General features: G+C 65.5%; 6 protein-coding genes. All 6 read right to left on the reverse strand.

What is annotated here, in order from left to right:
* Window positions 1-118: 118 nt before the first annotated feature.
* Window positions 119-1114, reverse strand: a complete 996-nt coding sequence (locus G3I56_RS00885) for an adenosine deaminase (RefSeq protein ID WP_164407196.1) — start codon at window positions 1112-1114, stop codon at window positions 119-121.
* A gap of 29 nt (window positions 1115-1143) precedes the next feature.
* Window positions 1144-2052 (reverse strand): ribonuclease Z, encoded by a 909-nt coding sequence (locus G3I56_RS00890; RefSeq protein ID WP_164406502.1) that lies wholly within the window; start codon window positions 2050-2052, stop codon window positions 1144-1146.
* A gap of 50 nt (window positions 2053-2102) precedes the next feature.
* Window positions 2103-2477, reverse strand: coding sequence for a histidine triad nucleotide-binding protein (locus G3I56_RS00895; protein ID WP_164406503.1), 375 nt, complete (start codon window positions 2475-2477; stop codon window positions 2103-2105).
* Window positions 2478-3123: 646 nt separating this feature from the next.
* On the reverse strand, window positions 3124-9714 hold the full coding sequence (locus G3I56_RS00900; RefSeq protein ID WP_239134666.1) for an RHS repeat-associated core domain-containing protein: 6591 nt from the start codon (window positions 9712-9714) through the stop codon (window positions 3124-3126).
* Between the two features lie 127 nt (window positions 9715-9841).
* Window positions 9842-13444 (reverse strand): LamG domain-containing protein, encoded by a 3603-nt coding sequence (locus G3I56_RS00905; RefSeq protein WP_164406505.1) that lies wholly within the window; start codon window positions 13442-13444, stop codon window positions 9842-9844.
* A 402-nt stretch (window positions 13445-13846) separates the two neighbouring features.
* Window positions 13847-14140: a GntR family transcriptional regulator gene (locus G3I56_RS00910; RefSeq protein ID WP_164406507.1), complete on the reverse strand. Its 294-nt coding sequence runs from the start codon at window positions 14138-14140 to the stop codon at window positions 13847-13849.
* Between the last annotated feature and the right edge of the window lie 258 nt (window positions 14141-14398).

Here is a 14398-nt window from a genome sequence, read left to right on the forward strand (position 1 = left end):
GGTGCGGATCAGGCCAGTCTGCACCACACCACTGACAGCAGCCCGCCGCTTCCGCCCCGGAGTCTGCATGTGGCGCCTGGAGGGAGCACGCAGACCTCGAACTCGTACGCCCGAACTCCTACACCTCGAACTCGTACGCCTCCACCTCGGCGAGGTACCGCGCCCGGCGCTCCTCGTCGTGTTCCAGGAACGACGCCAGGAAGGAGTTCCGCGCGAGCTCCCGCAGCCGCTCCTCACCCAGGCCCAGGGCTTCCCGTACCGCCCCGAAGTTGTCGCCGGCGTATCCGCCGAAGTAGGCGGGGTCGTCGGAGTTGACCGTGCACAGGAGGCCCGCGTCGAGCATCGCGGGCAGCGGATGCCCGGCCAGGACATCGACGGCCCGCAACCGCACATTGGACAGCGGACACAGCGTCAGCGGTACCCGGTCCCGGACAAGCCGCGCGACCAGCTCCGGGTCCTCCATGCAGCGCAGCCCGTGGTCGATCCGCTCGACGCCAAGGACGTCGAGGGCCTCGGTGATGTACTCGGGCGGCCCCTCCTCCCCCGCGTGCGCCACGCGCCGCAGCCCCATGCCCGCGGCGGCCTGGTACACCTCGCGGAACTTCACCGGCGGATGCCCGACCTCGGCGGAGTCGAGCCCGACACCGGTGATCCGGTCGAGGTAGGGCTTGGCCGCCTCCAGCGTCTCCATCGCCGACTCGGCGGACTCGTCGCGCAGGAAGCACATGATGAGCTGCGTGGAGACACCGTGCGCCGCCTCGCTCTCCCCCAACGCCCGCCACAACCCGTCGACGACCGTCCCCATGTCCACGCCACGGGCGAGGTGGGCCTGCGGATCGAAGAAGATCTCCGCGTGCCGTACGCCCTGCGCGGCGGCCCGCGCGAGATAGGCGTTCGCGAGGTCCGCGAAGTCCTGCTCGGTGCGCAGGACGGCCATGAGCCCGTAGTACAGGTTCAGAAAGGACTGCAGGTCGTCGAAGAGATACGCCTTCCGCAGCTCGTCGGTGTCGGCGTACGGCAGCGAGACGCCGTTGCGCGCGGCGAGCGCGAAGGCCAGCTCGGGTTCGAGGGTGCCTTCGATGTGGAGGTGCAGTTCGGCTTTGGGGAGGGACATCAGGGACATCGAAGAATCGTACGACCGGTTTACCGCCGTTTAGGAACCGGCACCCTCAGCAGGTCGTGGGCGACGGTCAGCTCCCCCTCGTACCCCGCGGCCCGCGCCTGCCGCTCGAACTCGTCCGGGTCGGAGTAGCGCTGGCTGAAGTGGGTGAGGACGAGATGCCGTACGCCTGCGTCCCGGGCGACGGCCCCCGCCTGACCGGCAGTCAAGTGCCCGTGATCGGCGGCGAGTTGCTGATCCTCGTCGAGAAAGGTCGACTCGATGACGAGCAGGTCGCACCCCTCGGCGAGCGCGTGCACCCCGTCGCACAGCCGGGTGTCCATCACGAACGCGAACCGCTGTCCGCGCCGCAGCTCACTGACGTCGTCGAGGGTGACGGACCCGAGGGAGCCCTCCCGCTGGAGGCGGCCGACGTCCGGCCCCTTGATCCCGTGCTCGGCGAGCAGCTCCGGCAGCATGCGGCGCCCGTCGGGCTCGACGAGGAGATAGCCGTAGGACTCGACGGGGTGCGAGAGCTTGCGTGCCTCGAGCCGGTAACCGCCCGCCTCCGCCAGCACCCCGCCGTCCCCCGCCACCGGCTCCTGCCTGATCTGGACGGTCTCACGGTAGGCGGTGGCGTACCGCAGGCGGTCGAAGAACTTCTGGCCGGAGCGCGGGTAGTGCGCGGTCACCTCGTGCGGGACACGGTCGAGGTTGATGCGCTGGATGACTCCGGCGAGCCCGAGCGAGTGGTCCCCGTGGAAGTGCGTGACGCAGATCCGGTTGAGGTCGTGGGCGGCGACCCCGGCACGCAGCATCTGGCGCTGCGTGCCCTCGCCGGGATCGAAGAGGAGCCCCTCGCCGTCCCAGCGGAGCAGGTAGCCGTTGTGGTTGCGGTGCCGGGTGGGTACCTGGCTGGCGGTGCCGAGGACCACCAGTTCACGTGCGGACAAAGGAAGTTACCGACCTTGATTCGTTGTGCCGACCACTCCGGCTACTCCGACTACCCGGGCGGCCACTGCAGGCCGCGCCCGCCGAGGATGTGCGCGTGGGCGTGGAAGACGGTCTGGCCGGCGCCGCTGCCCGTGTTGAAGACGATGCGGTAGCTGTCCAGCTTCTCCTCGCCGGCGATCTCCCCGGCCTCGCGCAGCACATCGGCGGCGATGCCGGGTTCGGCGGCGGCGAGGGAGGCCGCGTCGGGGTGGTGGACCTTGGGGATCACCAGGATGTGCGTCGGCGCCTGGGGGTTGATGTCCCGGAAGGCGAGGGTCGTTTCGGTCTCCCGGACGATCGTCGCCGGGATGTGCCCCGCGATGATCTTGCAGAACAGACAGTCGTCCTGCGGTGCCCCGCTCTCGTCCGCGTCCTCGTCCCGCATGCGTGTGCCTCCTCGCGCCCGGCGATCAGTACGTGGGCATGGTATCGAGCGACTACGGCACCACGACTCGGCGGTCAGCCCTGTCCCTCTCCTTTCGATGTCCTCAACATGCAGATCACATGCCCTGGCCTACCCGCTACCGGATGCCCCCGCGTTCACTTCAACCGAAGCCGTACTGCACAGAAATAATCTCCGCGGCCACCACGGGGACATTGCCCGAACAGGCTCGCCGCCCTACGCAGCGAGGACCCGGTCAACGGAGAGAAGACATCCATTGACCGGGTCGTACCCGCAGGTGCCGATGTGGGTAGGTGCGGTATCGGTGGCGGTAAGTTCCCATTGTTCCGCTGACCCACCAGTCGACAAGCCAGCAGATAGAGTGCCTGCTAAGACCCCTTCCAGAAGGCGCGCTCTTCCAACCTCCCGAACCGCGCCTGCCCTGAGGAGAGGTCTACCAAAATCGGCCAGCAGTCCAGCAATTGGTGCTCGCCAGTGGTCAGGAATTGCGAAGAGTTGTACGGCGCGATAAGAACACCCTCCCTTACCCGTACTCTATTCCAGTCGATCGCCAGTTCGGGCTCGCTAAACTTTCGGCTTGCGTGCAGAAAATTCTCCGCGACCAAGCGACCCTGCTCTTCCGAAATCATCAATCTGTCCTCATGAACGAGTAGCTATCCCACGTGGACGCATGACCTGCGTTCCCAGATTGCCCATCCAGAAACGTCACTCTTCCATCAAGGTTAGTCACGTTGAACACGTGGCCACCATCGGAGTCCTTACCCCATACGATACCTCGGGCCCCAGGCCCAGCCTTTTGCATGTCGGTTACGATATTCGAAAAACTTCTGTTTCGAAACTTTCTGCCGTAGAAATCCTCAATCACCTTTTCGGAGCCACGCTCAAGCGTGGGGATAGCGTTCGAACGTGCCCCGTTGGCCATGAGCTGATCAAGCGAAACCACGCACGCTCGGCAATTCAGTTCGCCTCCGCCCGGGTTAATGAGAATCTTGAGTCCTGTTTCGGGAGCGTAGTATTTACCTCCCAGGATAGTGGAACGAGCCGCACTGTATCCACCGACGCCAACTGCGGCCCCGCCGCCAACTGCAAGACTTCCGCCGGATGCACCACCGGTTGCTATTTCTGCGATTTCCGCAGCGCATACCGGGGCTGTGGCCAGGCATCCCTCGGCCAGAACTGCAAGTACAGGGGCGGCGGCCACGACCACTGCCACGGCCCCGACGACGCCCAGCACGACCTTCTGCCAGGTCGCTAGCTTCCCTGTGTCTGGTAGGTCGTGGGCGTTCGGGTCGTAGTTAGGATTTGTCCCCATTGCCCAGCAGGACCGGCACTGCCACCCCTCCCGTTCCTGAGGTTTCGGGTCAGGTCCCTTCTTGAACACCACCTGCGCCGACTTGTGGCCCCCGTCCGTGCGAACCGTGACGGTCATGCTGCCGCTTCCGGTGCCGCCGCCCGCCTTCTGGTATTGGAAGGTCTGGGTGTAGGTCTGGGTGGAGTGGTAGACCCAGGTCCCGTTGGGGCCCATCGTCATGTAGTCGTGGTACCGGCCGCCGTTCCCGTCGCTGCACCCGCGCTCGCAGTCCGTAATGGGCCGCAGGCCGGTCGGGTCGGACAGGGTGACGGGGGTGTTGTTGGCGTAGGCGTAGCCGTTGAGGGACTCGTGGTCGTCAGGAGCGAGGACGGGGTCGACAGAGAGGAAGCGCCCGGCGGCCGGGTCGTATTCGCGGGCACCGACGTGGGTGAGTCCGGTGTCAGCGTCGGTGGGTTTACCGAGGAACCCCTTGTCGTCGGGCCAAGCCGAGGGGGTTACGCCGCGAGACTCGCCAAAGGGCTTGGTGTAGCGGCGGGTGACGGCCTGGGTGGTGGCATCCACGGTCATCGAGGCGGTGCCGTGATGGTCGTCGACCATCCAGGACAGACCGGACTCAGTACGGACGGCGGTGGCACCACCGGCCGGGTAGTAGCGCTGGGCGGTGAACTTCTTGGCGACCGTGTCGTAGTGGAGCTCCTGACCGCCCAGATAAAGGACGGTCTTGCCGGGGCCTCGACGGATAAGGAGTTCGCCGTTGGCATCGTAGAGATAGTCGGTGGTCTTGGTGCCTTCGGTGAGGCGGGTGAGCTCTCCCTCAATGTCCCAAGTGAGGATCTGCGCGGTACCGGTGCTGCCGTAGCGCTTGGTGGTGTTGCCTTGCTCGTCGTAGGTGTACGTCTTGACAGTGCCGCCGTCTACGGTGACGGAGGTCAGGGTGTGCGGCTGGCCGCCGCCGGTGGCGTTGACGGCCGGGTAACCGTATGCGGTCGCGGTGTCACCAGTAGCCTTGCGCTCAGTCTGGGTGTCGCGCAGGCCGCCGGGCTTGAAGGTCCAGCTAGTCCAGTACGGAGCCGGCCCGCCGAGGGCGCTCGCCGAGCGGGCGGTGGCGCAGTCGTTGGAAGACGGGGTCCAGGCTTCGGTCAGACGGCGGTAGCCGTCGTAGGCGAAGCACTGGGTGTCCTTGCCGTTGGCATTGTCAGTGATCGACTTGACGTTGCCAGAGATGTCGTAGATGTAGTCGACGTCGTTCGTGTAGCCGGTGTTGGTCTGATCGACGGTGTGGGTGTTGGTCAGCCGACGGGTGCCGTCCTCGTAGCGGTTGAGGATCTGGAGCTGCTTGGCGCCTGTGGAGGTACCCAGACGGGTTTCTTCGATCTCGCCGTACGGGGAGTAGCCGATGTTCTGAACGTAGTCGGTCATGCCGTCGGTTCCGGTGACCATGCCGAGGCTGTTGTAGCTGTTGGTCACGGTCTCGGCGGGAAGGCTAGCCACTGCCGGCATCGAGGTGGACTGGACGGTGCCGTCGATGTTGTAGGCGGTGGACGTAGTGAACGTCTGCGGTGCACCGCCGATGGCAACTAGGTCGTCGGTAGCGGCAATGCCGGTCCTGGTGCCCTTGGCACGGCCGAGGGTGTCGTAGCCAGTGACGATCTGGTAGTAGATCTTGCCGGTCGTGCCGCCGACATACCGGATCGAAGCAGTCGGCAACCCCTTGGCGAGCGAGTCGTAGGTGAACTTGGTCAGCTGGTGGGCATTGTCCTTCGCCCCGTCCCAGGTGCCGATCTTGCGGCCGAGCTCGTCGTAGTCGGTGATCAGTGTGCGGGACACGCCGTCGAGAGTTGCGGTAGCCGTCAGCGCCTGGTCGACGTCGTTGTAGGTGGTGTCGACTTTGCCCTTGTCGGGATCGGTGGAGGTGGTCTTGCGACCGCGCAGGTCGTAGCCGTACGTCCAGACCGCCCCGTCCGGTCCGGTCATCTTCTTGAGTTGGCCGCCGGGGGTGTAGTCGTACAGGGTGCGGGTGTAGTCGGTGCCGGTCGGGATCGGGCCGCCGTATTCACGGCGCTCGGTGATTCGGCCACGGGCATCGACCATCGTCAGGGTGCCGGTACCACCTGCGGCGGCGGTGACAGCAGTACGGTCGCCCTGCTCGTCCGTCTTGGTGCGCCACTTCTCCTGGTCGTAGACCCGGAAGATCGATTCGGTGGCGCGGCCAGCGGCGTCAAAGACCGTCTCGGCAGAAGCAGGGACGGAGCCTGGGAAAGTGTTGGCCAGGGTGCCCGAGGGCGCGCCATTGTCGTGGACCTGACTGTTAGAGATGTACGCCAGGCCGCGGTCGTCATAGAGGGTTTCGGAGATCACCCGGCCACCGTTCGGGGCGGGGGCCTGCTTCTGCCGGGACCGCAGCAGTCCGTCGAAGATCTCGTAGGAGCTGTTGTAGGTCTGTCCGTCGGCCTTGAGGGCGTCGGTGCGGACCCAGGTCTCCTTGTTGTCGTTGATGCTGTAGGCGTAGACGATGCTGGCAGCATCGCCGAGTCCTCGTGAGCGGTTCGGCATCCAGACCGACTGCAGGCGGCCGAGGGCGTCGAAGGACCACTCGGTGACGTTGCCGTTGGGGTCGGTGGTCTTGGTGGCCGTACCCCAGGCCGGATCCACCTCGGTGATGGAGGTGAAGAGCTTGGGGTCGGGGTCGACGGACGTCTTGGACGTCAGCGGTCCGTAGCCGGTGTCGTCGGGGACATAGGTCGTCGTAGCCGTGCGGTTAAGGGCGTTGGTCGCGGTGAGCGGTCGGCCCAGATTGTCGTAGGTGGAGCTGGACACCCGCTGGTAGACGGGGGTCTTGTCCACCGCGTTGTAATTGGATACTCGGTAGGACGCGGTGATCTCACCCTTGGTGGGCGCTACTCCGACCGCTTGGTCGTCGTAGGCCGTAGTGATGTCGGAGATGACGTTGTCGGGAATCACCGGGGTGGTCGCGCAGGGAACCGAGTAGGTCTCGGTGCGTGAGACCGTGTTCACCAGCCAGGCCGAGGTGTTGCGCGCGTAGCTGGTCCGCACGCACGACTCATCGCCTGTCTTGGCGGCGTCTCCGCTGTCCTCGACGGTCATCGGCATGCCGTACGTGGTGTCGTACGTGGTCTTCTGCTTGACCGTGCGAGTGCCGGTGGAGGTCTTGGTGCGGGTGGTGGTCTCGTCGGCCTGGACGATTCGGGACTCGGTGGTACCCCAGCTGTAGGTGTGACTGCCGGTCTTGTAGGACCAGGGAGTGTTGATGGTGCCGCTGAGCTCCTCGGCACCGTTGTAGATGATGGTCTCGCGGACGAAGCCGGCGTACTGGCGGGAGTCGTCGATGGCGGTACCGGTGGAGTCGGTGACCTTCTCCACCCGGGCGGTGCCGTCGAGTTCCTTCTCGCCGTTGAGGCCGCGCATGTAGAGCGTCGACTTCTTGCTGCGCGGGCCCTCGGAGTCCCCGGAAGTCTCCACGACCTTGCCGTAGCCGCGCCATTGCGACCAGGTGCGGTTGGACGGCTTGGTCAGACCTTCGTCGTCGGCGTAGGCCCAGCCGGCGCCGTCCTGGTAGTCGTAGTACTTCTCGCCTGTGTCGCCGTGACCGTAGGGGTCGTCCTGGAAGACGGAGGTGACCACGTACTTGTGGAACCAGTCGGTGACCGGGGTCGCCCCGGACTGGGACCACTTGACCGGGAAGCAGCGGCGGGTGTTCTTGTCGACCGCCGACGGCATGCTGGTGCCCCAGATGCAGTCGGGGTCGGAATAGTTGGCGGTGAGGGTGGAGCCGGTCTCGGACTTGATGGTGCGCACCCGCCACTTGATGTAGCGCAGGGTGTCCGGACCGCTGCCCTCGACGTGGTTGGGCATCTGGATGCCACCGAAGACGATCGGCGGCATGGCAGCCGTGGTGGTGTTGGCCTTGCCTGTGTTCTGGATGGACTTCAGCCACAAGCTCGCCGAAGAGGCGTCACCGGGGTCGGGGAAGCTCTGCTCCAGGTGCCAGGTGTCCACGTCCCGCTGGGTGGTTCCACTGCCGGTCCACACCGAGGTGGTGACGTCGGTGAGGCGCTTGCGAGTGAAGAAGGACGGGCCGATCTGGGTCGCGCACTTGGTGCTGGCCGCGCAGATCATGTCGAAGGGCACGTCGGGCCAGTTGGCCTTGGTGTCCGCAGTCAGGCTGGAGCAGCCGCCCGAGACGACGCAGCGTTCGGCGTAGGTGAAGCGGACCTGCTGTGCGGCGGGCTTAGCGTAGATCAGGTCGCTGCGCAGGCCGTAGTCGATGCGGTTGAGGTAGCCGCCCCGATAGTAGAGCGTGCCGTTGACGGTGGTGTCGGCGTTCTTGGAGTAGTAGTTCGGGTCCCTGGTGTACCAGTAGGTGGAAGCGTTGTCGTGGGTGTCCACGGCGTAGTCCAGGTTCCAGCGCCAGGCCTGGTTGCAGAACGAGTCGGCGAAGCCGGTCGACTTGTAGCAGGGCTCGCCGGAGTCGTCGCCGAAGACGGGGACGGTCCATACGGAGTTGGTGACCGGGTCGTCGGCGGCGGTGCCGTTGTCGCTCCAAGCGGGCATTCGGTGCTTGCCGAAGAAGTACTGGATGCCGGAGGCATCCGTGACCTTCCAGTACTCGGTGTTGTCGTCGCCGTTGCCGGTGGCGCCGGTCAGGTGCTCGACGCGGGTGCCGTCCTCGTTCTTCACCTTCCACGAACCACCGGACGCCTGCGACAGGGCCGCGGTGTCACAGGCCGCCTTGTCGGTGCAGGCGTTGACCAGCTCCACCGCCTTCCCGTTGAGGACCAGGGTGGCGTTGGCGTACTTCCAGCACAGATCTCCCTTGCCGGACTGGCCGTCATCCTTGCAGGAACCGTACTTGCGCTCGATATAGGACTCCGTGATCGAGAAGCCTTCGCCGATCACGGAGGTCTGATTGTTCTCGCCGGCCGTACGGCCGTCTACCGAGGCGGAGTTGTAGGAGATCGAAAGATTCGGTGCCGGACCGGCTGTGGCCGGGGGGACCCGCAGCGGGTAGTTCCATGTGAAGTCGCCCGTGCTACCGCCTGCCTCCCAAGTCGCGGTCGGGGACAGCGAGGTGGCGCTGTAGTCACCTCCGCCGCCCGAGCTGTCGGCCGCTGCTGCCAGCAGCATCGGGGTACCGGCTGCGAGGGTGCGGGCGGAGACGGTGCCCGTGAGTGTCTGAGACTGCGCGTCGTTCCCAGCGCCCGCCACTGGGCTTTGGGTGCGGCAGGACTTCTTCTCCGGGGTGGTCAGCGCACACGCCGGGAGTGTCACCAGGCGCAGGCGGGGGCCGAAGCTGCCTCCGTAGACGTCCTTGAAGGAGGAGTAGTCCAGGGAGACCCGGAGGTTGTCGGTGTCAGTCGGGGGCTTACCGGACGCAGCTCCCACCGGGTCGACGGTGAGCAGGACTCCGTTGACGCCCGCCTTCTTCGCGGTCGACTGGGAGTGGACGCCGAGCGCCACCTTCTCGGCCGGGCCGGTGGCCTTCGCTTCCCTCTTGCTCTTCGTCTGCTTGCCCACCGGGACAGCGGGCTCCTGAGCCATCGTTACGCCGAGCCCTCCGACGGTGGCGGCTGCCTCGCGGGTCGCAGTGACGTTGGCGGTGACCTTTCCGGCCTTCGGCCATGCGGCGTGCTTCAGCCGTTCACTGGTCGCGCGGGAGGCGGAGGCGGCCTTGTCCTTCGGAGCCTTGGACGTGCCGGGCTTGAGCACGCCCACCTTGTCAATTTTCGCCTCGGCCTGGTTCTCCAACTGCTTGCGGGCTGCCGGGGTTTGGGCCTGGGCGGCCAGGTCGTAGCCCGAGGGAACCACGACTTGGGGAAGGACGGAGAGGGAGACGACGAGCGCGCCACGGCCGAGCCAGCGCGACAGCAGAGGGCTCGGTCTCCGCATACGGGAGTGGGATGAGGCAGACACGGTGGGTTTTCCGTTTCCGGACGTGGGAGGTATCCCTGGCGGAATGGCTGAAGAGGTGGGGAGCCGACCGGTGTCCGGGCAGATGCCCGGACACCGGCGGTGGTCACTGCTCGGCGTTGTAGAGATCGCCGATCGTGCTGCCGTCCATCGCCCCTGCCCAGACCCGCACGTTGGCGATATGGCCGGGGAAGTAGCGGGAGGTGACGCCGTCGATCCGGCCACGTCCCACTTCGAACTTTCCTGCCCCCTGCCAGGGAGCGATGTAGGCACTGCCGTCCTCGCTGGCCACTCGGCCGCTGTCGACGTAGAGCAGGATCGCGCCGCGCTTCGTGGAGTCCGCGTCGTCGTCGCTGGCGTACTGCGCGTCGTACACGACGGTCAGCCGGACCCACGTGTTCTTCTGTGCGACGGACGAGTCCTGGGTGGTCCAGGTGGCTCCGGTGCCGTCCTTGCTGGGACGGCCGAACTTCCACCTGCCGTTGCTTTCTCCTGCTGGCTGCTCGTACCACAGTCCCCAGGAGGACTGGGTGGTTCCTGGCTGGCCGAAGACCTGGAGCGAGTAAGCCTTGGTGGTATCGGACAGCTTGGCGCCGTCGAGCCGTACCCAGGCCGTGGCGGTGAAGGAGCCCGTGTCATCGACCAGGGGTCCGTCGGTCGTGGCGTAGGAACTGGTCCCGTTCAGGCTCATCACCTGACGGGTGGGCAGTCCCAGGTCCGCGTTGTCGGCCGTATCCGGGTCGATGCCCAGAGTCGTGCCGTTCAGGGTCATGGGGCGGATGTATTCGGAACGGTCGCTGATCGTGGTGCCCTGAGCGCGGGTGGTGTCCGTGGCGTCCCAGTCTCCGAGCAGGGTAGTGATCGGGTCGCCTGCCGTGTCGTCGCTGATGTCCTCGTCTTCCAGGCGAGCATCCTGAACGACCTCGGAGTCGGCCAGGGCACGAGCCCAGACCTTCACCTCGTCAATGCGACCGCTGAAGTATTCGCCCCAGGTTGCGTCGTAACGCAGTCTGCCTACTTGGAGCGCCCCGTTCGCCTTCCAGGGGGTGCTGAACTTGACCGGCTCGCCCTGCGCTCGCCCGTTGACGTAGAGCTGAATGGTCTGGCCGGCAGCGTCGTAGACCCCGGTGAGATGGGTCCACGCGTTCAATACCGGCGGTTTGGTACCGATGGAGCGGGTGATCGTCGCGCTGCTGACGTCACTTCCGTGCCGGTTGAAAACCCAGGCGTTGTACGCCGTTGAGTAGTAGAGCTGGAAACCGGAAGCGTTCGTGCCCGCCTGGGACAGCGCCGTGTAGTTCCGCGAGGTGTCCCGCAGACGCACCCAGACCGAGGCGGAGAACGACTTCGAGGTGTCCAGGACGGCCGTCGCTGTCTGGGCAAAGCCCGTGGAGCCGTCAAAAGTCAGCGAGCGCGTTCCGCTCCGTTCCAGAAGTGAGTACCCGGCGCTAGGAGAGGCGGACGGAGTGAGTGGGTGCTGTGTCGCCGTTGTGCTGTCCGTGCCGTTGTTGTCCAGGTGCCAGATTCCGGTGGGCTTCTCCGCCCCATTGACCAGGAAGCTGTAGTAGCCGGTGAGTGAACTGTGTGCGGCGGCGTCGAATCCCCATACCTGGATGGTGTTCTCGCCGGCCTGGTCCGGAGTGATCGAGACCGCGGTAGCTGCACCCTTGGCCACGTTGATCGGGTTGGAGACAGCGCCACTGTTCAGGCGCCACTTGTACGACACGACGTCGGACTGGATACCGGCCGTGTTCGCGTTCGTGTCCGCCGGGGTGAAGGTGAACCTGCCCGCGGTGCCCACCGCTCCCGACGCCGGATTGGTTTCGGCAGGCGGGTAGAGACCGTCCGCGCTGGTCACGATGGGCGATGGCGGCCGGTCGGTGTCCACCCGGAAGTAGCACCAGGAGGACCAGGCCGAGTCCAGAACGCCGGTGCTACCCCGGTCCGACTTGAAGTACGCCTGGGTCTTCACGCGCATCCGATAATCGGTCTGCGGAGCCAGCGCGGAGGTCGGGGAGGCATCGCGTTTAGCATTGTCGGCCACCCACGCCTCACTGGGAGAAGCCGCAGACCAGGCGCGGCTGGACCCGTCCGCCTTCCACACCTCGAACGCCGCACGAAGCTGGGAGTTGGAGCCGTCCGCCGACTGCACGGTGGCGATCATCTTCGGCGTGGTGTCACTCGTGGCAAGCGGAAGCGCGGATGTGTTGCAGGCCTGGCCCGCGTTGCCCTGCTGGACACCGACCGTCGTCGGCTTGCCCGGATAGGAGATGTAGGTGACCGAAAGCTGGGCATCGTCCCGGAATCGCGCCCAGGAGGCGGCGTTCGACTCGTCGTGAGCGGTCAGGGAGAACGTGATGGCAGCTTTCTTCGCTTCCACGAACTCGCGGACCTTCAGGGTGAGGTTCTCGTCCGCCTCATCGGCCACGTTGTCGCTGAACCGTACCCAGTTCGCCGGCTGCGACGGGCTGCACAGCCCGCCACGGCCATAGGAGACATTGCGATCACCCATGAGGTCAGTGGCGGTCGGACGGCCCGACCAAGTGGTGGAGGAAGAGATGTCCTTGCTGACAAGGCTCAGGTCATACCAGCGCGCATCACACGTGAAGGTCCACGTCTGGTAGGCCGAGAACGTGACGTCAAGAACCTTCTTGCCGTAGAGCGAAGACAGCGGGTACTCGAAGTAGAGCCGCTGGGTGTACGGGGACGAAGCACAGAGATATCCGTCGTAGTTCGAGCAACGGCCGGTTCCCTTGTCGCCCTCCCACTCCCAGAACTTGTCCCCGTCGGAGGAGAGCGCGGTCCAGTCGCCCCGCACAACGCCCTTGGTCGGCGGATCCACGTACAGGGGATAGACGGTGTCCTCGCCTCGTAGGAGGGACAGGTCGGGCGCGAGTTCCAGGGTGCTGCCCTTGATCGCCAGCGCGACGTCGGCAGTCGTGTCTCCGGGCCCCGGTCCGGCCGCAGGGTCGTCCGGGCCGCCGTCTCCCCGTACCTCAGGGCTGGTGGTCACTGCGGCTGTGCGCATGCGCGTGACCGCAGGAGCTTCTCGTTGCACCGCGTCACCGGCGGAGTCCCACATGCGCCCGGCGGGGCCTTCGAAGACCTTGGCCCCGTTCTCGTCGCGTGCGACGAACCCTCCGTCAGGTCCCGGCGCAAGGGTCAAACCCTCGCCTTCGGTAGTGATCTTGAGGTTCGCCAACGCGGGATTGGCGGCGGCCTCAGCATTCTTGACAACCAGAACCTGGGTGAACCCTCTACTGACGGCGGTCAGCTTGAGGTCCACCCCAGGGAGCACATCAGCGTATGTCGCGACGCTGCCGTCGAGTTGGGGTTCCGGAAGCGCTGTCGGCCACCCGAAGGCCAGCTCACGCCCATGGTCGTCCAACGTGACCATGCCGCCGCCAGAACCGCCGCCGGAGAACTCGACCTCAGTCGCTGTGGACCGGGCCCTGATCTTGCCGTCTGCGGCGCGCACAAGGGTGGTGTCGATATCAGCCCAGGAACCGTCGCTTTGCTTCGCACGAACCGGCGCAGCACTCGACTCCTGGGTGAAAGTGCCGTCGGGATTCGCGAAAATCTGGGAGATCTCAGTAGTCGCCGAGGGGATCTCCACCCGCTCACCGGACGAGGCTGCCAACTCAGCGGCCTTGGACTCAGGAGAGGGCACTTCGGACGCCGCATCTGAGACAGCGGGCGCTTGCGCCATCGCCGATCCCCCCAGAGCCGGAACAGCCGCAGCAAGCGATACAACGACCACCGCTCCGCACACACTGTGACGTATTCGACGCCACCCCCCAGCCAACACAAACCCCACCCCGGTCTCATGCATTTTTCACAGACAAGGGGTGATCTTTATTTTTCATAAACCTCTACGTCAAGCAAGTGTGACCTTCACCACTCTTCACCTTTGGCCACATAAAGCGGCGGAAACGCCAGCTCGAGAAGCCACATCTCACATAACGGACTACGCCATCGCTTGAGAAAGTCAACGATTCCACAGCAGGGGCCTGGACGACACCCCCAGCCACCCAGGATCGGGGCGCTACAACACCTACTTCAGCAGGCGCAGGATGTGCGAAAGTGCGCCGCTGCGGTGCGTCCGACCCGGTCAACCCACGGTCTCGCTTCCCCCAGGCCCATCGGCGGACTGCACCACTCCTGGTTTCGCAATGACGAACACACCCTTGCCCTGGACACCCTGAACGATCCCCTCAGCCGCAAGCACTTCGATAGCCGACTTGCTGGTGCGTCGACTTACCGCCCCGCCCGTCTCCTCTTCCAACTCGTAGTGAGACGGGATGCGTCGGCCGACCGGGATGACGCCGTGTCGAATGCGCTCACGCAGGACGGATGCCAACTGCAAATACATCGGGGTGATGCTCTCCCGGTCGATCTCGATCATGGTTGGAGCGTAAGAGGTCAACTCAGGCCAGCATAGGTCGGGATATCACGAGTAGAGACGTACTAAGACGTACCAAGTTGGCGTACAGTCAGATGTCACCAGAAGACCCCGGCGAGTCGGTCAGGACCCCCGGGGGATGGCCACCAACCCTGGGAGGTTGACGACATGCGCGAGCGTAGCGCGGCTGTATTGATCGGGGTATTGATGCCCCTGTTGCGCTGGGTGCTCCCAGCCACCGGCAGGCGACGGCACACGACT

The organism is Streptomyces sp. SID12488, from assembly GCF_010548275.1.
In the GTDB taxonomy this organism is placed as follows: Bacteria; Actinomycetota; Actinomycetes; order Streptomycetales; family Streptomycetaceae; genus Streptomyces.